The 25,762-nt window shown below is 39.4% G+C and carries 25 protein-coding genes; 16 read left to right on the top strand and 9 right to left on the bottom strand.

Annotated elements, in window-relative coordinates; genetic code table 11:
* Positions 1-1,358 precede the first annotated feature (1,358 nt).
* Positions 1,359-1,535 (top strand): hypothetical protein, encoded by a 177-nt coding sequence (locus F6K18_RS30580; protein WP_287526541.1) that lies wholly within the window; start codon positions 1,359-1,361, stop codon positions 1,533-1,535.
* A 164-nt stretch (positions 1,536-1,699) separates the two neighbouring features.
* On the opposite strand, the gene F6K18_RS30585 is transcribed toward F6K18_RS30580, so the two are convergent.
* Complete coding sequence (locus F6K18_RS30585; RefSeq protein ID WP_287526543.1) at positions 1,700-1,924, bottom strand: hypothetical protein; 225 nt, start codon at positions 1,922-1,924, stop codon at positions 1,700-1,702.
* A 263-nt stretch (positions 1,925-2,187) separates the two neighbouring features.
* On the opposite strand from F6K18_RS30585, the gene F6K18_RS30590 reads away from it, so the two are divergent.
* The 5 genes from F6K18_RS30590 (at position 2,188) to F6K18_RS30610 (ending at position 6,410) form a co-directional block, all read left to right on the top strand.
* The gene (locus F6K18_RS30590; protein ID WP_287526545.1) at positions 2,188-3,105 is read left to right on the top strand and encodes a Uma2 family endonuclease; all 918 of its coding nucleotides are present in this window, start codon (positions 2,188-2,190) and stop codon (positions 3,103-3,105) included.
* Positions 3,106-3,397: 292 nt separating this feature from the next.
* Entirely contained in the window at positions 3,398-4,123 is a 726-nt protein-coding gene (locus tag F6K18_RS30595) for a hypothetical protein (protein WP_287526546.1), read from the top strand.
* Positions 4,124-4,264: 141 nt separating this feature from the next.
* Complete coding sequence (locus F6K18_RS30600) at positions 4,265-4,498, top strand: hypothetical protein (RefSeq protein WP_287526547.1); 234 nt, start codon at positions 4,265-4,267, stop codon at positions 4,496-4,498.
* 36 nt (positions 4,499-4,534) lie between these two features.
* Entirely contained in the window at positions 4,535-5,350 is an 816-nt protein-coding gene (locus F6K18_RS30605) for a hypothetical protein (protein WP_287526549.1), read from the top strand.
* Positions 5,351-5,399: 49 nt separating this feature from the next.
* The gene (locus tag F6K18_RS30610) at positions 5,400-6,410 is read left to right on the top strand and encodes a hypothetical protein (protein ID WP_287526550.1); all 1,011 of its coding nucleotides are present in this window, start codon (positions 5,400-5,402) and stop codon (positions 6,408-6,410) included.
* A 7-nt stretch (positions 6,411-6,417) separates the two neighbouring features.
* On the opposite strand, the gene F6K18_RS30615 is transcribed toward F6K18_RS30610, so the two are convergent.
* Together F6K18_RS30615 and F6K18_RS30620 are read right to left on the bottom strand one after the other, a co-directional pair.
* Entirely contained in the window at positions 6,418-6,645 is a 228-nt protein-coding gene (locus F6K18_RS30615) for a type II toxin-antitoxin system HicB family antitoxin (protein ID WP_287526551.1), read from the bottom strand.
* Positions 6,646-6,683: 38 nt separating this feature from the next.
* Positions 6,684-6,872 (bottom strand): type II toxin-antitoxin system HicA family toxin, encoded by a 189-nt coding sequence (locus F6K18_RS30620; RefSeq protein WP_287526553.1) that lies wholly within the window; start codon positions 6,870-6,872, stop codon positions 6,684-6,686.
* Positions 6,873-7,489: 617 nt separating this feature from the next.
* Here F6K18_RS30620 and F6K18_RS30625 point away from each other — a divergent pair.
* The gene (locus F6K18_RS30625) at positions 7,490-8,080 is read left to right on the top strand and encodes a hypothetical protein (RefSeq protein WP_287526555.1); all 591 of its coding nucleotides are present in this window, start codon (positions 7,490-7,492) and stop codon (positions 8,078-8,080) included.
* A gap of 433 nt (positions 8,081-8,513) precedes the next feature.
* On the top strand, positions 8,514-9,110 hold the full coding sequence (locus tag F6K18_RS30630; RefSeq protein ID WP_287526557.1) for a Uma2 family endonuclease: 597 nt from the start codon (positions 8,514-8,516) through the stop codon (positions 9,108-9,110).
* A 245-nt stretch (positions 9,111-9,355) separates the two neighbouring features.
* Here the strand turns inward: F6K18_RS30630 and F6K18_RS30635 are convergent, their stop codons facing one another.
* Entirely contained in the window at positions 9,356-9,574 is a 219-nt protein-coding gene (locus F6K18_RS30635) for a hypothetical protein (RefSeq protein ID WP_287526558.1), read from the bottom strand.
* Between the two features lie 243 nt (positions 9,575-9,817).
* Between F6K18_RS30635 and F6K18_RS30640 the strand changes: the two genes are divergently transcribed.
* Positions 9,818-10,024, top strand: a complete 207-nt coding sequence (locus F6K18_RS30640; RefSeq protein WP_287526560.1) for a hypothetical protein — start codon at positions 9,818-9,820, stop codon at positions 10,022-10,024.
* A 272-nt stretch (positions 10,025-10,296) separates the two neighbouring features.
* Here F6K18_RS30640 and F6K18_RS30645 read toward each other — a convergent pair whose 3' ends face one another.
* Entirely contained in the window at positions 10,297-11,514 is a 1,218-nt protein-coding gene (locus F6K18_RS30645; RefSeq protein WP_287526562.1) for a glutathione S-transferase family protein, read from the bottom strand.
* A gap of 589 nt (positions 11,515-12,103) precedes the next feature.
* Between F6K18_RS30645 and F6K18_RS30650 the strand changes: the two genes are divergently transcribed.
* A complete protein-coding gene (locus F6K18_RS30650; RefSeq protein WP_287526564.1) occupies positions 12,104-13,291 on the top strand; it encodes a hypothetical protein in 1,188 nt (395 codons plus the stop codon).
* Between the two features lie 117 nt (positions 13,292-13,408).
* Here the strand turns inward: F6K18_RS30650 and F6K18_RS30655 are convergent, their stop codons facing one another.
* Entirely contained in the window at positions 13,409-14,347 is a 939-nt protein-coding gene (locus F6K18_RS30655) for a glycosyltransferase family 2 protein (RefSeq protein ID WP_287526567.1), read from the bottom strand.
* Between the two features lie 688 nt (positions 14,348-15,035).
* On the opposite strand from F6K18_RS30655, the gene F6K18_RS30660 reads away from it, so the two are divergent.
* The gene (locus F6K18_RS30660) at positions 15,036-15,689 is read left to right on the top strand and encodes a TenA family protein (RefSeq protein ID WP_353735224.1); all 654 of its coding nucleotides are present in this window, start codon (positions 15,036-15,038) and stop codon (positions 15,687-15,689) included.
* Positions 15,690-15,938: 249 nt separating this feature from the next.
* Positions 15,939-16,355, top strand: coding sequence for a hypothetical protein (locus F6K18_RS30665; RefSeq protein WP_287526570.1), 417 nt, complete (start codon positions 15,939-15,941; stop codon positions 16,353-16,355).
* 592 nt (positions 16,356-16,947) lie between these two features.
* Here F6K18_RS30665 and F6K18_RS30670 read toward each other — a convergent pair.
* Positions 16,948-18,255, bottom strand: coding sequence for a pentapeptide repeat-containing protein (locus tag F6K18_RS30670; protein ID WP_287526573.1), 1,308 nt, complete (start codon positions 18,253-18,255; stop codon positions 16,948-16,950).
* Between the two features lie 588 nt (positions 18,256-18,843).
* Between F6K18_RS30670 and def the strand changes: the two genes are divergently transcribed.
* From def to F6K18_RS30685, 3 genes are all read left to right on the top strand, one after another.
* Positions 18,844-19,410 carry a peptide deformylase gene (gene def, locus F6K18_RS30675; RefSeq protein ID WP_287526575.1) on the top strand — a complete coding sequence of 189 codons (567 nt, stop codon included), beginning with the start codon at positions 18,844-18,846 and terminating at the stop codon, positions 19,408-19,410.
* A gap of 713 nt (positions 19,411-20,123) precedes the next feature.
* Positions 20,124-20,324 (top strand): hypothetical protein, encoded by a 201-nt coding sequence (locus F6K18_RS30680; RefSeq protein ID WP_124142883.1) that lies wholly within the window; start codon positions 20,124-20,126, stop codon positions 20,322-20,324.
* 518 nt (positions 20,325-20,842) lie between these two features.
* A complete protein-coding gene (locus F6K18_RS30685; RefSeq protein WP_287526577.1) occupies positions 20,843-22,201 on the top strand; it encodes a PrsW family glutamic-type intramembrane protease in 1,359 nt (452 codons plus the stop codon).
* Positions 22,202-22,626: 425 nt separating this feature from the next.
* Here F6K18_RS30685 and F6K18_RS30690 read toward each other — a convergent pair whose 3' ends face one another.
* A complete protein-coding gene (locus tag F6K18_RS30690) occupies positions 22,627-22,893 on the bottom strand; it encodes a hypothetical protein (RefSeq protein WP_287526579.1) in 267 nt (88 codons plus the stop codon).
* Positions 22,894-23,619: 726 nt separating this feature from the next.
* Here F6K18_RS30690 and F6K18_RS30695 point away from each other — a divergent pair.
* Positions 23,620-23,829 carry a hypothetical protein gene (locus F6K18_RS30695; RefSeq protein WP_287526581.1) on the top strand — a complete coding sequence of 70 codons (210 nt, stop codon included), beginning with the start codon at positions 23,620-23,622 and terminating at the stop codon, positions 23,827-23,829.
* Between the two features lie 847 nt (positions 23,830-24,676).
* Here the strand turns inward: F6K18_RS30695 and F6K18_RS30700 are convergent.
* Positions 24,677-25,090, bottom strand: coding sequence for an NUDIX domain-containing protein (locus tag F6K18_RS30700; protein WP_287526582.1), 414 nt, complete (start codon positions 25,088-25,090; stop codon positions 24,677-24,679).
* Between the last annotated feature and the right edge of the window lie 672 nt (positions 25,091-25,762).

Here is a 25,762-nt window from a genome sequence, read left to right on the forward strand (position 1 = left end):
AAGCATTCCTGTACAAAACCCCATAACTCTAGTTTTCAAGGTGCAAACGCTACAAGTTAGGTAGCTATAGGTTTTTAGAGCGGTTGAATACCTTTCCGCTTTTTTAAGCATAACATAAAGTCCCCCTTTTAGGGCTATCCCTTACCCATAAGTCTTGAAACCTTTGTGGGGAGCAGGGGAGTAGGGAGCAGGGGAGAAAGGAGAAAAAATCATAGTAGTTAAGTAAAACTACTGAAGTTGTCAAAAAAAAGTATCTTTCCATACATTTTTTCTCCCGAAAAAGCAGAACCAAGACTTACACATAACTCCTCTATTTTGTCAAGCTTTATGTTAAGAAAGATGTGGGTAAAGCATAGCTTTTAGGGGGAGGCTTTAAACCCAATTTTTCGGTAAAGGGAGGAATAGGAGATATAGAAAAAATAAAGGAATTTTGTGGGTATGGTCTGGGTCCTAGCAGGATAGAAGGAAATGTGTGGTATGAAGGAAATATTAAGTATATGAGTAAAAGGGAAGTGGATATATTAGGAAAGTTTAAAATGATACAATGGGAATCTTCTAAATTAGAAGGGAATCAGGAAAAGGCAAAAAAGTGGTATGAGGAGGAGATAAAGAGAGAAGGTGTGGTTTATTGTAGGATGTATTTTTTGGATTAAGGTGAGGAGAAAAAGAGAGAAGGTGTGGTTTATTGTGGAAGATGTGGTTTATTGTAGGATATAAGGTAGGATATATCTCAATAATTAATAATATTTCTTAGCATAATCAATAATAATATTTATTAGCATCACCGACTCACTCTGTAGTTAAACCATCATCGCTGCCCCATTTGCTGTAATGAGTGCATGAGCAGCCTTTGGGCCAAACCAACTTCCCAACGGGTCTACCTGGTACACCTCAGCAGATACTGGTTTTGTTGTAGCTTTGATGAATCAAAAAGATATTATAGCTAAGAAAGAATTGGTTAGGACATAGACTGATGATGAATCTTAGAGTAGGAAGTGTTTTTCCAACTATTCCCTGTTCCCTATTCCCTATTCCCTATTCCCTAGCTATAGACATCTTGAAGTAGCAGAGATTTATAGACAGCAACAACAAATTTTATTACCCCAAACAGTATTAGCTGAAGTTGCTTATTTAGTAGGTCGTGAAGTTGGTATAATGATGGTAGCGACTAGCTTGCGTTATTTGCTGAATAGTCGATTTATGATATTAGCTTTAACTCCAGAAGATTTGTTGCGAGTGGCAGAAATTTTGGAGATATAGCAATGTGCGCTGGCATATTTACAAATTACAAGAACTGTCCAATAGCTAAAAGTCTTGTATTATCGGTCTTTTATTCCCCCTTCCGGAGCTGTTGCCAGATGAGCTGTTGCCTGCGCACAGCGCTATATATCAAGACAGTAGAATTGATGAGTGTAGATGCTAGCGTCATGGCAATAGCAGAACGTTTGGAAATTACGAAATTCTTGACTTTGGAACGAAGAGATTTTCAGCTATTTCGACCTAAGCATTGTCAATTTTTTGAGATTATGCCGTAATTTTTTAGAGTTAGTAGGGTATTGAAGCGCGATCGCTAAAGCCAAAATTATATTTGATCCCGGTACAATTTTCATAGTTCCCCTGTAATTATCCTCCACCTTTGCTCTTCTCGTTCCGTTCTAACTTCCGCAACCAGATCGCCAGAATAGATGCCATGAGTTTGTTAGATTTCTGCTCGGAGGGAATTTAAACGTTCTAAAGCTTTTTGAAATTGGCGATCGCCTTCACCAGAGGTTCTATCGCCTCTTTGTTTCAGGGTTTCTAATCCCAGACGCACTACTTCCACAGCTACTTCAGAGAGTGTCTGATGTTTTTGAGTCGCTAATTGGAGTAGGGCATCGTACTGTTCTGGTTCTAAAACCAGTGGGGGATATGGATATTGTGTCATTTCATTCTCTGAATATAAATGTTTTGGGAATGCTTCCTATTGTATCATTATTTTGAGTAAATGGAGAAATGCTCACTCACTTGCTTTATTTTTGCATGGCGATCGCTTTCAGCCAAAATATAATGCTGACTTTAGATTTATCAAAAAATTTTCAACTCTGTTCGCATTGATCAAGCATAGTGTGTTACTCTGTAAGTATGGGAAAAAGTACGCGCAGATATAGTCCCTTTTAAAACTATAAAAACTATGTCGAGAGCAATAATATGACAAATATATCCGTTCAACATGAACCACAACTGCCAGCAAAAGAAACTTTGCCTACCATGTACGACTTACCAAGGGAAAACCCGGAGGTTCCTGGTTTGCCAGACCAATTTCACTACTTTCAACCTCAACTTTTAGACCAAACTTTTCAACCTCGCAACTGGTCTCCCGATCTTTTGTTTTGTGGGGTTGATATGAATCTCTACTACGATGTCAAACATCCTAAATGGTACAAACGCCCAGACTGGTTTGCAGTTGTGGGAGTGCCAAGGTGGTATGAACAATCGGATATGCGCTTAAGTTATGTAGTTTGGGACGAAAAAATTAACCCGTTGGTAGTAGTCGAGTTATTATCTCCGGGTACAGAAGATGAAGATTTAGAAGAGACAATAGGAGAGGTGGGAAAACCTCCTACTAAATGGGAAGTTTATGAGAGCATTTTGCGAGTGCCTTATTATGTGACGTTCAGTCGCTATACTAATCAAATACAGGCGTTTCATTTAGTAGGCGATCGCTACCAAAGAGCAGAGTTATGTGAGGGACGTTTGTTGCTTCCGGAGGTAGAACTCAGTCTGGGTTTGTGGCAGGGTAGTTACCAGAAGAGAGATAGACTCTGGTTGCGGTGGATGACCCCAGAAGGAGATTTGATACCGACTCTAGAAGAGAAGGAAGCAGCAGCTAAAGAAGAGGCCACAGTAGCTAAAGAGGAGGCCACAGTAGCTAAACAACAAGCTACCAATGCTGAACAACGAGCTACCAATGCCGAACAAGAGGCAGCAGCAGCTAAACAACAAGCTATCAATGCTCAACAGGAGGCAGCAGCAGTTAAAGAAGAGTTAGCAGCAGCTAAAAAACAAAGCGATCGCTTACTAGCAAAACTGCGAGAGTTGGGTATCATTCCTGACGATTTCAGCTAAATAGTTTTAGTTTTTTTGTAGGTTGGGTGAGGCAGTACCCTACTCAACCTCAAATTAGGAATATTCATTAATTGATAATTGATAATTACCTCGGGTTTTAACCGTTACGGAATTGAATATCAGGAAATATTATTTCTTCTCTTGGTCGATTGGATATGGTTAGGAAACCCATTCATCCCACCCTACGGGAAGCTACGCTAACGACCGCTTTTTTCCCCTTAAAAGGAGAGGTTTTAAACCACCTGTGATTTCTGTTGTCATCAAATGTTAGCTAAAGAAGGTCGTTTATCTTATGTCCATCACATCACGAAGTTTGCAAAAGCTCCTCCGGGAGAATATTTCGGGGGAAAAACCCCTTAATGTTGACCCCGAACAAGCCCGAGAACTGGCGGAAGAGTTGTTGGCCAGAGTTGAGCCTCTCGCTGGCGTTAAGCGGAATGATAACTGTCATCATTATAGTCGTTTCCAAGGGGGGGCAAATGGAGACAAGCCCCCCAGCAACACTCTCTGTTGTTCTATTCTGCTGGAAGAATCAAGCGATCGCTGGTATCGAAATGAGACCCATTTACATTTGTTCAGGAGTCCGGAGGAACAGCTCTGGGTAGAGTTAGGCAGAGAGCGATCGCCCGCCCCCGTTTCAGATATTGGTGAGGTGGTTGCCCTGATCCAAGCATTTTTGAAGCGGGTTGACCAGCAAAAAGCTCAGGCTGCCAAGCGCCAAAAGCAGAAAGACTTGAAGGTGCAAGCCATCTTAGCTCAGGTGCGTAAAATTGCTAAGGAAGATGGATTTGACTTTGCCACCGAAGTCGATAGTATTAAGCTCAAGCTGATTATTCGTCTGTCTGAGCAAGACTACTTTGCGATTTTGATTCCCTTTAACCAGTTCAAGGAGGTGCTACCCAAATTGCGCACTGCAATTCAGGCTCTCCGCGAGACTTACAACAGCGGCGTTCGCTTTAAAACCAATCTCAAGCGAGGTTATCGCCGTTCTGAGTGGATTCGTCATCAGGATTTGTAATACCGTTTCACGGAATTCAAAAGTCAAAAGTCAAAAGTCAAAAGTAAGATTTTATAGCTCAAAACACCGTTTCACGGAATTCAAAAGTCAAAAGTCAAAAGTCAAAAGTAAGATTTTGCAGAAGGATAAAGATCGAAGAAAATGATTCGTATTGATGCCCGCGAACTCTATCAAGTTTTGGAACTGACCCCACCGGAGCAAAATATCCTCCTGGTGGGCAAACATGGTATTGGCAAATCCGAAATTATTAGCCATTTCTACCGTCAGCGTCAGAACCTGCCCGTAATCCCGTTCTTTTTGGGTCAGATGAGCGATCCTGGGGATTTGATTGGCTTGCTCCATAAAGATGAAACAACAGGCCGTTCGGTTTTTTAACCCCCCTACTGGTGGCCTGCACCCGATCGCCCGGTGGTGCTATTTCTAGACGAGCTTAACCGGGCTCGCCCCGAAATTTTGCAGGCGGTTCAAGACCTGACCCTGAACAAAACCTTGGCTGGTAAACCCTTACCCCCTGGCAGTATTGTGATTGCTGCGGTGAATGCGGGGGAAGAATATCAACTGACGGAACTCGATCCGGCTCTGGTGTCGCGGTTCAATCTCTACGAGTTTGTGCCGACGGTGGAAGATTGGCTGCTTTGGGCTGCCGGACAGGATATCGATTCACGGGTGCTGACATTTATCCAACAACATCCAGAGTATCTTGATGGTGACAATCCGGATGCGGATGCAGCGATCGCCACCGCTGGCCTCATCAAAACTCCCGATCGTCGTGCTTGGGTCAAAGTCGCGGATTTTGTTCGCAACCATACAAAACTTGAGGAGATTCACTTCAAACTGATTGCTGGTATGGTGGGGAGTCGGGCTAGTATAGCCTTTCGCCAAAGCCTGGCTACCCAATGGGGTCTGGGGCCAGAGCAACTCCTGTTGCAATATTCTAAGTATTCCAAACAGCTAAAAGATTTGGATATTCAAGACTTTGCTAGTTTGAACGAACAGGTATTATTCTGGCTCAATACCGGGCATTGCCCCGACACAAAAGCGGATAATGCCCGCAAAAATCTGTTAAAATATCTCCAGTATCTCCGTAAGGCTAAACAACAGGAGGCGATCGCTCACTTTTATTCTCTGGTTCAAAGCCCCAAATTTAGCGATGCCATGGGGTTTGTCGCTGAATCGATGGAGCTTATCGATTTCTTATCGGAGTATTTGGAAGCGATCGAGGTGTAAACCGCCGATTACCCATTACCCATTCCTGCTGTATTACGAGGAGACGAAAATGGTTCAACCTAAAAAAGAACTCCAAGGAAAAATGACTTACGACTTTACGGTTAAGATTCTTTCAGGTTCGTTAACAGGCCGTCAATTTACGGGATTTTTTACCTACGACCCCTCAACCCTGCAAGGGGAGGGAGAAGAGACTATTCTGGCTGAGGAAGTTAAATTTAATTATTTGAGCCAATATACTCATCAGAAGCAACACGCTCGCCTTGCGTTCAAAAATGGAACATTTCAGAGAATGATTTGGGTGGATGGGAAACAAACTGAACGATTTGGCTTTAATGAAGGGTTTGAGCGATCGCAGTTTGGCCGCCCTAGTGAGAATTTTATCAGGCAAGGACAAGACTATTTTGGCTATTTGAATCCTAGAACTTATGTTGATGGGGCAGGAATTGTCAGCTATACATTACGAGATAAAGTTTTGTCGAGGGATTCTCACGGACGAACGCTGCGCGAACGTAATTCTCCAAAATCACCCGAACAAACAGAAGAATTGGAAACTGTAACAGAAGCCACCAGTGGGGTTTTATTACGCTGTGAGAAGATTTCAGGAAAATTGCGAATCCGGGTGATTTCTGAGGGATATAATCCAGAATTAAATGTGCAGTTTCCTCGCAGTTTGCGGGAAGAGGGGGCGACTTATGTAGTGGATGAGGTGGAATTGGTCAGCGATCGCAAATTTTACCGTCCTTTGGGCAAAATTCGCCGCCTTGTGTTACCGAAAAAGCTGCCCCTTCTAACCACACCCGTATCATTCGATGAATTTGTGGACTGGTATTCGGAAAACGCGACCGTTAAATACGAACTACACAATGGAGCAGAGGAACACCGGGATTATGATGGTCTGATTATTTACACTGATGGTTATGCTTCTTGCCCCGCACCGCCACAAAATCGGCGTACTCGTATTATGTGGTTGTTTGTGAGCGAGGGGAATTACCGGAGTTGTTATCCAAACCTACAGCATCTGGGGCAGGGGGCTTATCTGAAAGCTAATTCTGCACAATGAGATCCTGCTAGTTTTTGACAACAGTTTTCAGCGTACTGGGTTGAGGAATAGATTCTCCTTCAACCTCCCACGCTTCCAAATACAGAACGATAACTTCTTCTCCATTCTGAATCGCTTCTCCGCGAGTTTTTCCATGAGTGCAAGGCATGAGGACGCGATCGCTAAACTCTGGAATTGTCACTAAAAAAAGCCGATCCTCCTCAGACCATTGAACGAGCATACTATATTGAATCATCTTGTTTGTCCTCCTATTGTGTTTCGATTTCAGCTAATTCAGCTAATAACTGTGTTAGTTGTTTCTCTATAAAGGGGAACATTTCCAGCATCTTTCTCCGGAATCGTTAAAGTTTTTTTGAGTAAAGGATGTTTCCATCGTTCCTGACTCCCTTTACCGCGTTTGGGCAAATAGACAAAGCCTTCACGAGCAATTTGTGCTTTTAGCTCCCTAATTTTTCTTGGCATTGGTATTCCAGATTGCAAATCCTAATTTCCTTCCTTATCATAAATGTATCCTATTGATGCTGAGATTACAACTGACGTGATTACTTTCCATCAGGCCTAATGGTAAGTCCAGTTAACGGAATGAGGCGGGACGAATTTTGACCCTGTTTTGGCGTATCTGGAGGAACACCGGGATTATGATGGCTTGATTATTTACACTGATGGTTATGCTCCTTGCCCCCACCGCCCTAAAACCGGCGTACTCCTATTATGTGGTTGTTTGTGAGCGAGGGGAATTACCGGAGTTGTTATCCCAAGCTACAGCATTTGGGGCAAGGGACCTATCTCAAATGTTCTGCTAGAGAGATGCCAGTTATGTGAAGTTTGTGTATTTTTATAACGATTGTGGGTCAGGTGAGGGGCGATCTATTACGATGTGTATTAGACATTTAGGACTTACACAGAACAACGTGTTTCTGTCATTCGAGGGACTGCGAAGCAATCTAAAACGTGGAATTTGCGTTACTCATGCGTAAGTTCTGACATTATTAGGCAAGCACCGATGCTCTTAGCATCGCCGCTCGATGGCAAATATAGAGCAGACAGAATATCTGCTCCATAGCTACTAACTTATTTGGTTGCAGTTTGTAATACCATACGGTACAGTTTTGTTAATTTTAACTGACGTTAACGCGATGAAAATTTGGAAACGATTTCCCTTGACTACCTTACTAGCAACTATCTTGGCTGCTCTTTTGTTTTTCCCAGCAGATGCGATTGCTAATGGGGATAATCCGCAAAAGCTTATAGGAGAATATGTTAGTGTAAATCAATCGACTTTTGACCAACAGACCACACTGTGTATTGACACAGTGAATTCAATGGCAAATAGTGATAATGCTTGTCAACTAAGAGAGAAGCAATGTCGGTTTAGCGGCACTTTGCAAACAACGTCAGACGGACAGAATATGATTGTCGATGGAAAACTATATAGTTTCAATATCCCGGAACTAATTGCCATTACTTTCCAGACGTATCGTCCTGACTTCAAGTATCCAGATGTCTATGAGGCATGGGCGGGTCTGACTGATGATCAGTACGAAACATTAGACTTGATGGGTTCTCGCGTGGAGATCGACCAAGGGGAAGTGGGTTCGATCTCTCCTATTGCTGCCATATTCATGAAAACGCCAGAAACAGGAGATAGTAGGTTTAATTGTAATAGTTAAAACCAAGATATAGCGTAATTTTTTTGAAAACAAGAGCTTGACAAATTTGAGCCATTGTTCCCAGAATGTTGTAGTCCATTTCGCTTCTCAACACAGTATGGAGAAGATTTCTCAAATTACAGATATCAGAAGCACCTAAGTGCGATCGCCGATCATACAGGGTGCGTTAGCAGGGGAAAAATCTATTAATCAATGGATAATCTCAGCTCCTGCGTAACGCACCAAAACCCTTTGCGGAAGCAATCTAGCTACAGCAGTAAGCTGTGTTAACAAAGCGCGAACGTACCACAGGATTAACTCAACTCATCTTTGAACGTTTCCCTGCCTAGCCTTGTGCTAAACCGGACGGCTTGGCGATCGTTATCTGCACAAAATTACTTTTTGATGAAAATCTATCGCCTAAAATATAAACATATTTTTTGGATAATATGCCATGACACAAGCTACTACCAGAGTTGTCCCCCGTTTAACACCACAAGAATATTTGGAATGGGAAGTCCAACAACCACTACGCTACGAATATTTTAATGGGGAAGTGTTTGCAATGGCAGGGGGAACGTTGCCCCATGCAGATATTGCCCTAAATTTGGCAACCCTGTTACGAGAACCGTTACGGGGGCGCTGCAAGGTGCGTAACTCTGATGCCAAGGTGGGCATTACTGACGAAGGACCGTTTACCTATCCAGACCTTAGTATTAGCTGCGATGAGCGCGATCGTACCGCCCGACAATTCATCCGCTATCCCTGTGTCATTATTGAGGTGCTTTCTCCGAGTACGGAGGCTTACGACCGCGGTGGTAAGTTCGCCCTGTACCGTCGTCTCTCAACGCTACAAGAATATGTTTTAGTGAGTTCTGAAACCAAAACGGTTGAGATTTTTCGGCGGGATGCTGTTGGAGAGTGGCGATTCATTCCCTACAGTGAAGGTGACACGATTGAGTTGATGAGTTTGGGAATCACGTTATCGCTAAATGCTATTTATGAAGATGTTTTTTTAGAGTTGGAGGATGAAGGGGGTGAAAAAAGGTAGCACTGCTTATCAGCATAAATCTATTGGGGGGGTGAAGGTAGTGTGATGACACTACAGCGTTTCAGTATTCAAAGGTAAGAGTCTATATTGTAGGGGCGAATGGCATTCGCCCTTAAGCATTGTAAGACGACGACAGAATTATATTACTCCGAAGCCAACGGATTTGATATAACTATTGTCCAATAGATCCATAGAACATCAATCTCAATAGAGCGAACGCCAATTAGCAGAGCAATAACTATTGTTCAATAGATCCATAGAACATCAATCTCAACAGAGCGATCGTGAATTAGCAGAGCAATAACTATTGTCCAATAGATCCATAGAACATCAATCTCAACAGAGCGATCGTGAATTAGCAGAGCAATAACTATTGTCCAACAGATCCATAGAACATCAATCTCAACAGAGCGATATAACTGCGGAATGGATGTTCTATCACTACTTTCATGCAACAAAGCCATTAGGAAGTCTTAGGGGCGAATGGCATTTGCTAACGCAAAGCTGCGAATGGAGTCCGTATAGGAGTTAGAGCGGAGAAGAGGAATAAAAATAGGGTATTACAAGGAAAAATTTTTTTATCCCTAATTAAGCGGACATGATATTATGCAAATTATGAATAATACGCTATCTGTAGAGGGCAAATGCCATTTGCCCCTACCAAATATGGTGGTTCTGCGTAAGTCCTGATAAAATAGGGGTTATTAATGGCTTTTAGTGATTATAAAACTATTGCTCAAGTTCAAGAAGAGTATAAGATCAAGTATTTGGAAGCAGACTTTATTGAAATTACCGATTTAAAACCTTCCGATCTGTTTGTTAAGGAATTGAAATTCAGCGAACAGAACATGGATATATACACATCTTTAGATAAAATTTTCGGAACGATAAGTTTTCTATTGTCAAGCAAATAAGATTTGACACGGGGGCGCGGTGACACGGGGACGCGGAGATTGGATAATTGAGTAATTCATTCAATCTACTCGCTCTATTCATGATTAGAAAACCCCCGCGTCCATCTATCTGCGCGTCTTCCTCTCTCCGCTTTGACCTGTCTCCCCCTCCCCGCGTCCATCTATCTGCACGTCTTCCTCAGCACCCATGTCCTTTATTAAAAATAAAATAGGGAGTCGCTCTCATCCCCTCTGCAATCAAAGATTTGAAGAGTGGAATTCACACTCCATTATTAAATTTGGGTGAAATTAGCTGGATTTTGATCGCGCCGATCGCGAACCGGAATGGGTATTCCTTGGCGATCGCCAGATAGAGCTGCCGTGGTTTCTAATGCTTCTCTCAGTCGTTTGGCGGCATATATGGACATATCTCTCGGTACACTAATGCGATCGCGCAGGTAGCGCAGGGCTGGAACGGAAGCAGATGGTGGCGGACAGAGTTCTCCTGTTATCATGTAAGTCAGAGCACAACGCAAGGCTTCATCAAAAAGGCGATCGTCGGCTGGATTAACGCGAATGATATTATGACGATGCTTTATCGCCCGGTGCAGAGCTTCTGCTCGAGACGTTTCGGGTTCTGGATACATCACATCTGGTAATCCGAACCAAGGACCGCAATCGACTCGTTTTTGATTAATCTCAGTTTGAGATTCTTGGTTAGGATAACATCCACCCATTTGCGGTGGTAAATCGTGGGCATGGGTATGAAAATCGCTTTGTGTCCCTCGATAGGTGGATCGGGTTTCCATAGCATCAAACCAATCAGAGAGCTTTGGGTTTTCTTCCCGCAATGAATAGCCTTTGTAGTAGTAGAGACTGGCATTCATCCGCTCGATGTATGGAGTAAAAACCAAATCAACTATACCAAATTCTTCCAGAAAATAAGATCCTGGAGTACTGGCAAGAGCTGCTTCAACTTGAGCCACGATGGTGGTAAATTGATCTCGACTGCGTTGTTCGTCCCTTTGCGATCGCGTGGGGTAGCACAACCAACTACACCAACCGCGAAAGAGTAGGCGTTCTAGCTGGCGCAGAGGCAGCGCTCGGCGATCGCCCATCCCCACCCGATTTAATGGACCAAATGCGTTTTCTAATGCTAATAAGATATTATCACTTTCTGTAATTAACTGACCGTCAAGTTCTAGCGCAGGAAGCATTCCCGATCGCACTTTTTGCTTATACCACTTTTCTTTGGTTCCATAACAGAACATAGTCACTTTATCGATACGATAGGGAATCTGCTTTTCCTCTAACCACAGCCACACTTTTTGACAATAAGGACACCAAGCATGATGATCGCGATAAAGAGTAACTCGCACATCTGATTCGGCTTGTCCAAACAGCCGCAATCTTGCTTGGGAATTGGTTGGTCCGTTAATGGTATCTCGCTCAAATGTGGCGAGTTGTTGTAGTTCTTCCCAACTCAAAGGCAAAGATTTGGTCGATATCATAAGTTACTCCAGAAAATAATGTTTAATTTTATCACAACTTCATTTATCCGATTCGGAGTCTGACGGTTAGCAGCTTGAGGAATATAGGAAACCATGCGATTGTTCATACTTTCGCCCAAAAATTAAATAGGGCTAAGTGTTGAGAGGGTGGGGAGTGTGGGAAGTTTGGGGAGGGTGGGAAGACAGAGAAAGTAGGAGGAATAATTTTTCTTTGATTTTTCTTCCCCCCCTCACCCCCAAATTCTGAATTTTTGAGGGTAAGGGAATTAAAACAGGCGCACTTTTTTAGAGTCGAAAAAGGCTAAAAGCTTTATTTACCGAAAAATTGTGGTTTAAAGCCTCCCCTTTTAAAGGGATAATAGAGAAAAATTTTCCTTTGAGTCAATCCTCTTCTTGTCGCTGATCGCGCGATACCAGACCCCAAGATGGTGGAAAAATATCCGAAATGCTAGAATTCAGTTGTTCTGGACGCATAATTGTGTCATTGAAATTACCGATCTAAAACCTTCTGATTTTTTTGTTAAGGAATTAAGGCTGCACTCAGAAAAATTGTAAAATATAAGTCCTAATAAAATCAGAGGCACTATAAATGTCTAAATCTAGTCAAGTTTTAATTGATGCTTTTCTCGCTGAACGTAATACACCAAATCCTCTCGGTGACCGTCGTCCTACCTGGGGTCGTCATGTAGACGATCTTTCTCTGGTCGATCCTGGAGAAATTGCAGAAAGTGTTGTAGTTATTGAACCCTGGGAGCATGTTGGCGAACGACCCAAGGATAAAGTTGGGGTCATTGCATCAGAGAACGTGGCCTATATTGTCGATCAGATACTGGGTTTACCTACCCTTATTGTGCCCGCTTGGAAGCATGGTATTTCTGACCTAAAGCGCTTTGCTTCCCTGGCAAGCGTAGCCAAACTTATAGTATTGGAAGGGGGCGAACCGGATGTTCATGTAAAAGATACTTTTTCGCCAGCATTTCCTCGTTCAGATGCTACGCAACTGATTGTTGAATTCCTCTTAAAACAGGTGCCTTTCATTGGCATTTGTCTATCTCATCAGCTTACGGCGCAGGCCCATGTAGAATTAATCCGTGAATCTGTGGATCGTCTAGAAAAATCACAACAACCAGCGTTTGTTGCTGTCAGTCGTCGCATTGCCGAGGTGGCAAATCGCCTGAAGGTCGAAAAGAGTTATGGTACTGTCGCCCAATCTTGGAATGATGAATCGTTTGCAGTTGCTAAGAATGAAGAAATTAGCCATTCTAATACACGTTTATACCCCTACCGGGATCTTGAGATTCCTCATGTTCCGACTCAAATCACGGAGGCATATCGTGTAGTAGCAAAACGTTTTGATGCCATCATTGATGTAGCACTCCAGTACGAGAACAATCTGCACATTCAGGCATTTCATGGCAACGAAGTATCAGAAGAATCAATGCGGTTCGTATGTTGGGCCTATCAGCAAATTCACCATGCGATAACTGCTTACAGCCTTGAAGCGGCCTCGATACTAGACCTACAAAGCCTAATGGATGCACCCATTGGTGTCGAAATTTTAGCTTCAACACATACTCAAAGTGGCGATCCGTTATGTGAGGTGGCAGCAACCGGTATTTATTGGGATAACGGCCGGAAAGCACTAACTACCCAGTTTCACCCAGAACTTGATGAATCGTTAATAACAGCATCTGAAGGTTGGGCACTTTCCTGGGAAGATATGAAAAATTCTGATGGAATTCGTTTGTTAGCACGTATACTTCAGTCAGTTCTCTAAAAATGAGTAAGAAACCGCTTCCCTCATCAATTTAGGGCAAATGCCATTGAGGGCGAATGCTATTCGCCCCTACATATGTCGTTTTCAAGGGAGTTGTATGCGTAAGTCCTGATGGTATTAATTCTTATCCTCAAATCCTGCCACTTCAGATAAAGTATAAAGAGGTCTACCTTTCACTTCTTCATAAATACGTCCGATATATTCTCCTAAAATTCCAATACTTACTAATTGTACTGCTCCTAAAAAGAATATTGCCATGATAATTGTTGCCAAACCAGTTAATGGTGAATCTGGATAAAAAATCCGCCAATATAAAACTAAACAAGCCATCAATAAAGCAATACAAGCAGCAAATAATCCTATATAAGTAGAAAGTCGTAAAGGTACTTTAGAAAAAGAGACTAAACCATTAATTGCTAAAGCTAAAGACTTAGCAAAAGTATATTGAATATCACCAGCAAAACGAGGTTCGCGCTCAAATTTAATTGCTGTTTGTTTAAAACCAACCCATGCTCTTAAACCTCGAATATAACGATTAGTTTCTGGCATTTTATTCAACACATCTACCACACATCTATCCATTAAACAAAAATCTCCCGTATCAATGGGAATATCCACATCTGCTAAATGTTTTAAAATCCGATAATATAGAAAAGCAGGCAACTTTTTTAACCAACTTTCTTGATGTCTTTTTGTGCGTTGAGCATAGACAACTTGATAACCTTGTCGCCACTGTTCAATTAAGTCTGGAATTAATTCTGGTGGGTCTTGCAAATCTCCATCTAAAACTACAATAGCTTTCCCCCTAGCAAAATTTAAACCAGCAGTAACAGCAATTTGATGTCCGAAATTACGGGCAAAACTTAAGTAACAAATTCGAGAGTCTTGTTGATGTAATTCTCGGAGTATTTGTAGAGAGCGATCGCGACTCCCATCATTAATTAAAATTAATTCTATATCTCCATCCATTCTATTCAGAATGGCACTCATACGCCGATATAATTCAGGGAGATTTTTCTCTTCATTATAAATAGGAATTACTATAGAATATTTCATAAAAGAAGGAAAAGTTCAACAATTAATAATTAATAATGAATAATTAACAATTATCTCTCCTTGAAAAGAAGAGGATTGACTTAAAGGAAAATTTTTCTTTATTATCCCTTTAAAAGGGGAGGCTTTAAACCACAATTTTTCAGTAATAAACTATACTTTCCTATTAAAATAGATTTTTCCAGAAATCATATCAGCCTTTTCGAGGTACTCCTGTAGAGATGTTTTATAGAACATACAGCGTATTTCATATTAGTATACCAGTCGCGGGCAAGATGCCCGCACTTGCATTCACTTTACCATTTATATTTGTACCTCATCTATCTGCAATTTGCTGTATCTACATTTATGAAATTGGTGGAATAATCTTGTAAGCATTCAGCTATTAGCAGTCAGCTTTCAGCAACAAAACTTTCTCCTTAAGAACAGTGTTTAAACTAACAACTGACTTTAAGGTCAAAGGAAGCAACTTTTGTAGTAAGACAATTAATAAAGCTTTACTCGTACACTAAAAGTAATAGCTGATAGCTGATGGCTGACGGCTGTTTGCGCAGCATTCCGCAGGAAATGCTTACATAAGCTTAAACTAAAACATCATATAATACCACTGAATGAATTTATAGAAAATATGATAAGCTAAGAATAGTTTAGATTCCCTATTCCCTATTCCCTTTGACAAAAATTTAGATATATGGTTTCAATGCAAAACAGCTTATCAAATAATTTATGGAAAATAAGTCAACAATTAGCAACAGTCTGTTTATCCCATCCTTTTGTGCAAGGAATTGCTGACGGTACACTGCCTCATAAAAGTTTTGCCTATTATGTGGGACAAGATGCTTTTTTCCTCAGAGCATTTGCCCGTGCTTACAGTATTGCTGCAGCTAAGTCCCCAGACTGGAAAATATTTGAATTGTTTCATACTCTCGCAGGTGGGGTAAAAGAAGAACTACAACTGCATCAAAACTATGCTGCAAAATGGGGAGTCAACCTAGAAACTATTACGCCAGGATTTTCTACACGGCGTTACACAGATTTTCTGCTAGCAACAGCTTGGAGTAATAATATTGGAGCGATCGCTGCAGCAATGACTCCTTGTATGCGACTTTATACTTTTTTGGGACAACAGTTAGCTACACCAGAAATCCCAGAGCATCAATATTCTGAATGGATTCGTACTTACAGCAGTCAGGATTTTGAACATTTGACGCAAAAGCTCGAGAAAGTGATAGACAGTTACGCAGACAATACTCAAGAAGCAGAATCAAACTACTGTTATGCCATGCTCTGCGAACGAGATTTCTTTCAAGCAGCTTGGGAAATGGGAGCTGAAGTCAGAAGTTAGAGTGGTAGCAAAAGATACATAAGTAAAGTAAAAAAAATAAAAAAGATACATAAGTAAAATAAACAAGTAATTATTATCCGACTCAGCCAAATTAAAGTACAGTATTTAGATATATAGGGGGACTGAAAAGAACAAGGAATCTCTATATACTTTGGCATCGGCATCTCGGTGTTCGAGGTAGAGAAGTTGCTTTTAGCAGTTACCCAAAAGTTGACGAATAGACGAATAATAGTTAAGGATAAGAAAAATATGAACATCAAAAAGATATTAGGTACGTTGATAGCGCTATGCGCTGTGTTGTGCATCACATTGGCATGGCCAGTTAATGCTGTAGCTGGGGAACTGGAGAGCATACCTCTGTTGGCAGCAACTGAATACAAGATTGCTAGCGGTTCGACTACTCCATGCGAGACATCCTGGGTTAACTACAACCAAAAGGGGATTTATTTGGATATCGATACCAGTGGAGCAGGATTTACCGAAACCCCACTTTACTTCACTTCTATCGCTGGCAAGAGTAACCACTGGACGACGATGGGCGCTACTTCAATCTACAAGGCATCACCGACAGGATTCCGCGTGTACATATACAAGAATGTAGATCTGACTCCCGATTATGCTAACGAACGCTGTTGGCATCTTAACTGGATGGCGATCGGCAAGTAATACTCAGAGTCTGACGGCAAGCTGACGCTAGTTGAGTTGATAGACTTCCCAAATATCTCGGTATACCTCTTGAAGCTCAGACTTCAGGAGGGATTTAATATTTTCAAGACTTATGCAGACAAACCTAGTGCCGCTACGCGGAAGTCAAAAGACATCTCCAGAAAAGAGGCAGTAGGTAGTAGGGAGAAAGAATTGATAATTTATGTGTGAGAATTGATTTGATTTTTGATTTTTACCAGATGTCTAAAAGTCAAAAATCAAAAGCGATTGCGTAATTCTGAGGTTTCCTCAGAATGTAAGACGCATATCTGACAGTCAAAAGTATTGATTGGCAAGGCTTTTAGGATTTTGTAACTGGTTAGTTATTTCTGCCATCCTGCACTAGATAATTCCCACTCTCGTCCTTCCTTTCTGCCGACTCCTGATATAGAGTCCGGTTATACAGTATATGTTGATAATTCTATCCCCACTTCTATCTCCCCACCTCCCCATCTCTCAAGAATTCTAATAAGTATTCAACCGGATTTGACATAACTCCTTTCTCCTGACTCCTGAGGACTGAGGACTGAGGACTGAGGACTGACTCCTTCTTCTAACGTCCCAACTTATTCGGAATACCTTCACAACCACCTGGTATCTTTCTTCTACTTTTTTCCCCAGACCAAGCACAACAATAATAACGTTGTTCGTCAGACAACCGTTTGACTCCATTAAAGTCAACATTTTCTACCACTGCACCAGTACAAATACCTGTTTGATAGTTAGGTACATGAGTACGACTGCGAGGAGTAGCAGTTTCCGCATTACCATAGAAAAATCTCGCTCCCCTCAAGTCAGCACCTACCAGACTTGCTTCATACAAAATAGTACGAGAAAAATTAGCTTTTACTAAGTCACAATCACTAAGATTAGCTCTAACAAGATTAGCATCACTTAATTCTGTCCACCGCAAATCTGTTTTTGTCAGGTCAGCTCCTGCTAACATTACTCCTAAGTCAATCACACGAATACCATATTCCCTATCTTCCGCATAACCTCCATTACCATCTAAAATAGGCCGACCAAGTTGGCGATCGCGCTTAATCGGCGTTATTAGTCTAGACTGAGATAAAAATCTGAGAATTTTCGCTTTACCTTCTCCATCTACACTTTTAATAATAGCTGCTGTACGTCCTTCAGCGATCGCTCTTTCCTGTGGCCAATCTTCCAATAAACCTTTTTCATCCATTGCCAGATCGGAAACTCCTTGAAAGTAAGCATCAATGGTTTGTTGTTGAGTGATGCGGTTTTGCTGAATGGTCAAATCTTTGGAAATAACGTATTGTCGCCAAGCTACATATACAGCAATAATCGCAATTAAGATTTGACCCAAAGCTCCGATGAGTTCGCCCACCGCTCCAATGGCATCCCAGTTAATCTGAATATTACGAGTACCTGGTTCTTGGTTTGCTCCACTTAACATCAGTAAACCAACAATAGCGGCCAAGATACCAAAGCAAGCAATAATCAGATTACGCCAAACTGGAGGAATGAGGGTTTTCCAGACTTTACCCCAACTAGGCCAAATCATTCTGATGGAAGCTACCATTGCCACAACCGCACTGCTATAACCAAGCAGCACATTATCTATGGCTAACCCCAGAATCATTACGGCAATTGCTGTCAGGGAGACAATGGACGCTATTCGATTTTTTGGCCCTTCATCTCCTTGATTGTTCGCCAAACCATTAAGTTGTGTGGGAGAGGAGGGTAACATTTGTTCTATTTCATTTTCTACCAAGTTTAATTGCTCTATTGGTGTTTTTACAGGAGCGATCGCTGCTTTTGTGCCATTAGAATTTTCTGAGGTAGGACTGGTGTTTTGAGAATTAGCTGAAGAAGAGTTTGAATCATTATTCATATAATTTTTAATTTTGATTTTTTTGACAGACAATTAATTTGTTAAGTTTTTGTAATATCTATAAAAAGCTGGAAACATTAGGAAAGAGAAGTTATGCCTATAATTTTACGGGTAAGTTTTGCTAGAGGTTAGGTTTTATATCAATTATATTGGGACTAAACCTGCCAAGACATTAGAAGTCAAAAGTTAAAAGTTAAAAGTCAAAAAATATTGATTAATCTGGGACTCAGTCAAAAGTTAAAAGTCAAAAGTCAAAACTTAGAAGTTAGAAGCAAAAAAATATTAATTTAGGACTCAGGGGGGTTTTGATTAATTGAGATCAGGACTTTGATTTTGAGTTGGATGTGATAAGTTAACTTGACTATTCATGGCTCAGAGGCCGTGTATTTTCTATTAGACATCTCCGGAAATTAAAAATAAAATCAATTCTTATATATAAATTGTCAATTATTTCTCCCTGTTCCCTGTTCCCTGTTCCCTGTTCCCTATTCCCTGTTCCCTCTTTTCTGGAGATGTCTATTAGGATAGAAAGAGGTTCAAAAAGTACCTTTGTTTAAAATTTAGCCATTACTTTGATATTGTAAAATTATGACAAATTCTGAAATTCTAGTTAAGAAGGAAAAATTAGAGAACCCACCTTTGGAAATACATTATTTGGGCGATCGCTCTTTGCGTCAGTCAGCAAAGCGTGTGACTAAGGTAGATGATGATATTCGGAAGCTGATACGAGAAATGCTCCAAACTATGTATAGTGCTGATGGTATTGGTCTAGCTGCACCCCAGGTGGCTGTCCAAAAACAAGTAATTGTTATAGACTGCGAGCTAGATAATGCTGCTACGCCCCCTCTAGTTTTGATTAATCCTACGATTAAAAGGTATGGTAAAGAAGTTTGTCTTTTCCAAGAAGGGTGTCTGAGTATTCCTGGGGTTTATTTAGATGTTAAACGTCCCGCAATAATTGAAGTTGCCTACAAAGATGAAAATGGTCGTCCGAAAACCCTTCAGGCTAAAGAATTATTATCTAGAGCAATTCAGCATGAAATGGACCATCTTCAAGGGGTGCTGTTTGTAGACCGAGTAGAAAATAAATTGGCACTGAATGAAGAGTTGACTAAGCATAAGTTCTCTCCTAAAGCTGTCAAATCTATTGCTTAAAGTCTCGCAAAATTAATAGACATTTCCAGAAAAGAGGCAACAGGCAACAGGGAGGAAAAATTGATAATTTCTTGATCAGAATTGATTTGATTTTTGATTTTTACCATATGTCTAATAGACATCTAGGAATAGGGAGTAATAGGGACGTTGCATACAAAGTCCGTACAGAGTAGGGGGAAATAATTGGGGCTTACCGATCTAATCTAAAAGCATTGACATATAAAGACAAGTGCCTTTTTGGGGTCGAATTGCAGTACCTGGTTTTTAGCTGTTGATGCTCATGCATGGAGCGTATTTTAGGCTCATAGTTGGGCAGAAAAATCCCAAATTGACAATTCTTACTCCTACCTCCTCGCTCCCGATCCATTTCTCCAGTCTCCAGTCTCCTGTCTCCCCCTCCTGGGGGGGCCAGCGGGTGGGTTGTCTCCTACCCCAGCAAAAAGACTTTTCATCAGCAAACCCTAATTGATGATTTATGTACAGTAATTGATTTTATAGGAAGGAACGAGTTGATGATGAATCTTAGACAGAGAAATTCTTTTCCCACTGTTGCCTGTTGCCTGTTACCTGTTTCCTGTTTCCTGCTATATTTTTGATTTTTACCAGATGTCTAATACAAAAGCAATAGTCCAGAAGTTTAAGATTTATTAGTTCTTAACTTTAGTGCTTATCATAAAAAATTAAAACAGTCAATATTTTTGGAGAAGAAAGTTATGGTAGGAACTCCTAAATCAACATTGCTTTTGGGTGGGTCTTGTATAGCAGCGATCGCAGCAGTTGGTTCTATTTTTGAGTTATCTTCTGGGGAACCAGAATTAGGTGGTCTAGTAACAGGGATAATTTTGAGTCTGAGCATTCCTCTAGCTACTTTACTCTTTTATTTAGCAATTCAAGACGCTAAGGCGAATCAGTAGAAATTAAAGAAGCGGTCAGCACTCAGCACTCAGCAAGATTACTTTTTTTAACGTGCCAGAACGGGATACGGGACATCTCCTATAATTAAACGACAAGCTAGAAGTCAGGGATTTAAACCCAAGCTTTTAGCACTCTGAAAGCTGAGTGCTTTTTGCGGAGCATTCTGGTACGGAAAATACGGATCGCTAGTTAAGCAATAAACAATGGACAATACAGCAGATTGCAGGTATATGAGGTACAAATATTGATGATAAAGTCTTCGTAGTGTGGGCATCTTGCCCACAACAGATGTACCCCACTGATATGAAATATGCTGTATAGCAATGTGCGCTGGCATATTTACAAATTACAAGAGGTGTCCAATAGCTAAAATCTTATATTATCGGTTTTTTATTCCCCCAGATAAGCTGTTTCCTGTTGCCTGTTGCCTGCGCACGGCGCTATATCTAATTGACAATTAATTGTTCATTGCTTATCAATAATTATTTTGACTAAAAATTTTAAAGATATCTAAAAAATGGCATTTCTGCGACAACTGTCTACAAGAGGGGTATACGAGGAAAAGCTCATAAAAAAGTATCTATCTGAGACAGAGGAGATAGTGCTAGGACGCGATCCCAAGTGTCAAATTGTCCTAGAGACAAAATTTTATACAACGGTTTCTCGCCGTCATGCCCTAATTCGTATTCATACCAAACAGGCCAAAACTACTGGTTTAGTATGGGAAATTTACGACCTCAATAGTTCTAATGGTACTTATATTAATGGACGAAGAATACAGGGAAGTCAAATTTTACAGGTGGGCGATCGTATTCGTCTGGGTTACAAAGGACCAGAATTCATCTTCGATAATTTATCCTACCAAAAATCAACCTTATCAGTATCACAATCAGTAAACTCTACTTCACTTCCTGTCAATTCTGTTCCTAATGTTGAAGATGTTGAAGATACTGAGTCGATAACTTTGACCCAGTTATTTCCTATTGCCTCCACAGGAAAGCAATTAGCTAAAAAAGCCTATCTTTATCCAGGTATTATCACTGTATTTTTTGTGATTTTAATGTTTTTAACCGTGGGTAGAGCAATAGCTTTCAATTTTTTATTAGCAGCTTATATTGCTACTGCTGCTTATTATTTCGTTTATCAACTTTGTGGCAAACAGAAACCTTGGTGGGTATTATTCGGAGTAGCTTTAACAACTGTTATTATCTTATTAAGTCCAATTTTGACATTATTTATTGTAGTATTTCGTTTTATACTTCCTGGTGATATATCAGTAAATCCTGAGCAAGTTGGCTTTCTTGATTTCCTGATTAGAATGTTTTTTGGCGCGGGATTAATGGAGGAGTTGTTAAAAGCATTACCTGTGTTTTTAGTACTATTAATAGGTCGTAATTTACCTGATCCCTGGCGAAATAAAATTGGTGTTTGGGAACCTTTAGATGGAATTTTATTAGGAACAGCTTCTGCAGTAGGATTTACTTTATTAGAAACTCTGGGACAATATGTTCCGAGTATTGTGGATAGTGCTAGTTTACAATTGGGAGTAGATGCGGGTCAATTGGTAGGATTACAATTGTTAATTCCCAGAATTTTAGGTTCAGTAGCTGGACACATGGCTTATAGTGGTTATTTTGGTTATTTTATTGGGTTAAGTGTTTTAAGACGTCGTAATAGTTGGTTGATTTTGGGAGTTGGTTATTTTACCGCATCTATTCTTCATGCTTTATGGAATGCTTCTGGGATTTTAAATATATTTCTTTTGGCATTTGTAGGAGTAATTTCTTATGCTTTTTTGGGAGCTGCTATTTTAAAAGCAAGAGTTCTCTCTCCCACAAGAAATGAAAATTTTGCGACTCAGGTTTTAATGAAGTAATATCTAAATTTAATTAAGCAAAAAAATAGATTAATTAACTATAGGCTATATATTTTTGCTTGACCACAGGATTACATTGAACCATCACCACAATTGGACTAATTTGATCAGAAGCTATTTAATTTGATTTGATTGGGGGAGTGTTAATTTAACAATATCACTCAGTGAAAAAAGTGATACAACTGGGCGATAAAAAACAATAGTTTAAGCTTTCCCAAGAAGTTTGGAAACTATATTATTGTGCTAAATTATCATCATTGTAAATAATACCAATTCCCAAAAATAATGCTATACTTCATGAGAACTTCAGTTATTAAGTAATTAACTTATATAGAATAACTTTTTTGCTACTTTAAGGTAAGTTAATATCAATTATTATTATGTTTGATTCACCTCCTGGTAGGAGTTAGGAGTAGGTACCCTACTCAAGAAAATATAGAAAAGTTTTTGAGAAATAGTATAACAAATTTGCAATTAATTAAAAGTTGCTTCAAATACTCCAAAGCAATTTCTACTTCCAGCTTTTTGTCTGAAGTAAAAATGCCAGTTATACCTACTCCAGCTTTGAATTTTGATTTTTTCTGAGTAAAAGATTGACTTAGAGGCCAATTAACAAGGGAATGCCAGTCTTCTATTCCTACAACTTCAGACAACTTTTTGAAAGAATCAGGAGAAATAGATGTGCTACTCATAAAGCGCTTCAATGTTTATATTGAAACAAATGCTGATTCATACCACTCTTTTTGTGTTTTTTTTCCAACTTTTTTTGATTCTAGCTATATTTACTTTTTTAATACCTTCTTCTGAAAGACATATAGAACTTGAAGTTTTTTTCTGCTCATACAACACCTCCAGTATATGGTCGTTAAATATTGCTATTAGCGTATATTTCTTTGGAAAGAAATTAATGAGTCAGAATATATATAGAACAGAAACAAATGAAAACCAGTAATTTTGCAGTATATTAACTGTACTAACAGACAGAAATAAATTGACCATAATATATACAAAAAGAGCCAAAATAGAACTAAATTGAATAGTTCGGAGAAAAACATCAATGTGACACCGTTAGTATTGTCACAGTAAAAGTTTGGAGTCATAAAAAAACTTTCAAAATCAGCTCAACATTCTCTTTTTTGTCTCAATATTATTGATTGAGGTAAAGTTATCCTGTTTTTTCTTATACCAATTCCCAAAAATAATGCTATACTTCCGATGAACTTCAGTTATTAAGTAATAATAATCGTTTAGTAATGTTTATAACGATTATCGGCATTAAACCAAGATATCTTATCTCTTTTCACCCTACTCCCTACTCCCTACTCCCTACTCTCAAGGAGATGTAGCAATACTTTTGAGATTTGGTATTAGATATCTCCCAATAAATAATCAGTTTTGAAAAATACCGGAGAATAAAAATGGAAAATAACTCTACTCAAGAAAATAAAACATTCCCAAGTTGTATCGAAACCCAGGAAGTGACTCCTATTAATTTAATTTATAAAGTTGCCGACCTGGCAATTGAAAATAGTGATGCTGGTTTAATTCTTGCTGGAGCATTAGGAAGTTCTATTGTTATTTGTGCGATTGCCCACTCAGCAATAAAATTAATCCGCGCATTGCGTTAGTAGAATATTTTTTAAAAGGATATTTGTACAGTCAAAAAATCTAGAAAAACCTCTACTCTATGACCTCCGAATAGAGAAGTTTTCAAAGTACCATTCTTTTGTAAGGAAGGAGGGTAGGGTAGTTAGGTTTTTGATTTGCAAATCATTTACCTATTTTCGGGGTAAATTTTCTACATAAATATAGTGCTATAGTTTTTTCCCTAACTTTGGAAAGACTCTTCTAGCAATAGAGAGATTTTCAAAGCACTATTATCTTTTCCGCAAGGAAGCAACAGGAGTGAGATTTGGGAATTTGCAAATCATTTACCTATTTTCGGGGTAAATTTTCTACATAAATATAGTGCTATAGTTTTTTCCCTAACTTTGGAAAGACTCTTCTAGCAATAGAGAGATTTTCAAAGCACTATTATCTTTTCCGCAAGGAAGCAACAGGAGTGAGATTTGGGAATTTGCAAATCATTTACCTATTTTCGGGGTAAATTTTCTACATAAATATAGTGCTATAGTTTTTTCCCTAACTTTGGAAAGACTCTTCTAGCAATAGAGAGATTTTCAAAGCACTATTATCTTTTCCGCAAGGAAGCAACAGGAGTGAGATTTGGGAATTTGCAAATCATTTACCTATTTTCGGGGTAAATTTTCTACATAAATATAGTGCTATAGTTTTTTCCCTAACTTTGGAAAGACTCTTCTAGCAATAGAGAGATTTTCAAAGCACTATTATCTTTTCCGCAAGGAAGCAACAGGAGTGAGATTTGGGAATTTGCAAATCATTTACCTATTTTCGGGGTAAATTTTCTACATAAGTATAGTGCTATAGTTTTTTCCTGCCGTACATATTATTTTTCTACCTACCAAATTTAGGCCATAACACCTGGACAAAAAAATCATTCAAAATCTTGTTACATTGAAATGCCAGTTGATTTTGGTCTAATTCATCTTTACTAAAATAAGCTAAACGCTGACCTTCATTAAGTTGAATGTACTTTAAATCTAAATCTATTTGCTTCCAGAAAACGTAATGTTCTCTATCATAAATATTGTACTTTTGAAAAAAGTTAATATCTGTTAATTCAATTTCGATTTCTTCCCTTATTTCTCTGCATATACATTGTTCAGGAAGTTCACCATTTTCAATAAATCCTCCTAATAAATTCCAAGTATTAGGAAAAGGAATAGAATCTTTATTATCTCTAAGCACGAGTAAAATTTGCTGAGAACTGTTAAACAAAATAATTACACAACCTTGCAGCTTGTTCATATTTTTATCCTATTAGAATATTTTTATTTGGGATATTAATAGATGGGATAAATATAGCGATCGCCTAATTCCTTGGTTTTGGCCTAAATTATTATTAACTATTTACTAACTATCAGGAAAAAATTAAGCAGCTTTTTACAAAATATGTTTTTTGGAAATTTTGATGAAAATTAAGTAAAAGTATTTTTGCTTTTTTTTTATAAATTAAATTAATATTTAGAGAGTAGATTACTAGAGTACACATCTTTAACTTAAGTTTAATAGTTTTGGGTATTCTAGCTTTAAGTTCACTCTCATTAAAGCGAATATCACGATAGTACATTTGTGCGGGTTTGTTTTTTATTCAACTAAATTTCCCCACTCAGAAACAACTAGGTATTCAGGAATTTTTCCAGTAGGCAGAAGTATTTTCATTTTCAGCAGCTCTCAAGAAATGTTTGTTTTCCCTCATCAAAATTTTCCATCCATCACTCAATAATGGAAAACTACTTCAGCAACTCTCAAGAAATGTTTGTTTTCCCTCATCAAAATTTTCCATCCATCACTCAATAATGGAAAACTACCAATATCTTCATTATCTTAAGCTCCTGAAAAAATGCGCCTCAAAGGATTTTCGGTTGCATCCTCACAATTTTTCTGATATTCTAAAGATTAAATGGGGTTGCTGGCCTA

Source organism: Okeania sp. SIO2C2, assembly GCF_010692625.1.
GTDB lineage: Bacteria > Cyanobacteriota > Cyanobacteriia > Cyanobacteriales > Microcoleaceae > Okeania > Okeania hirsuta.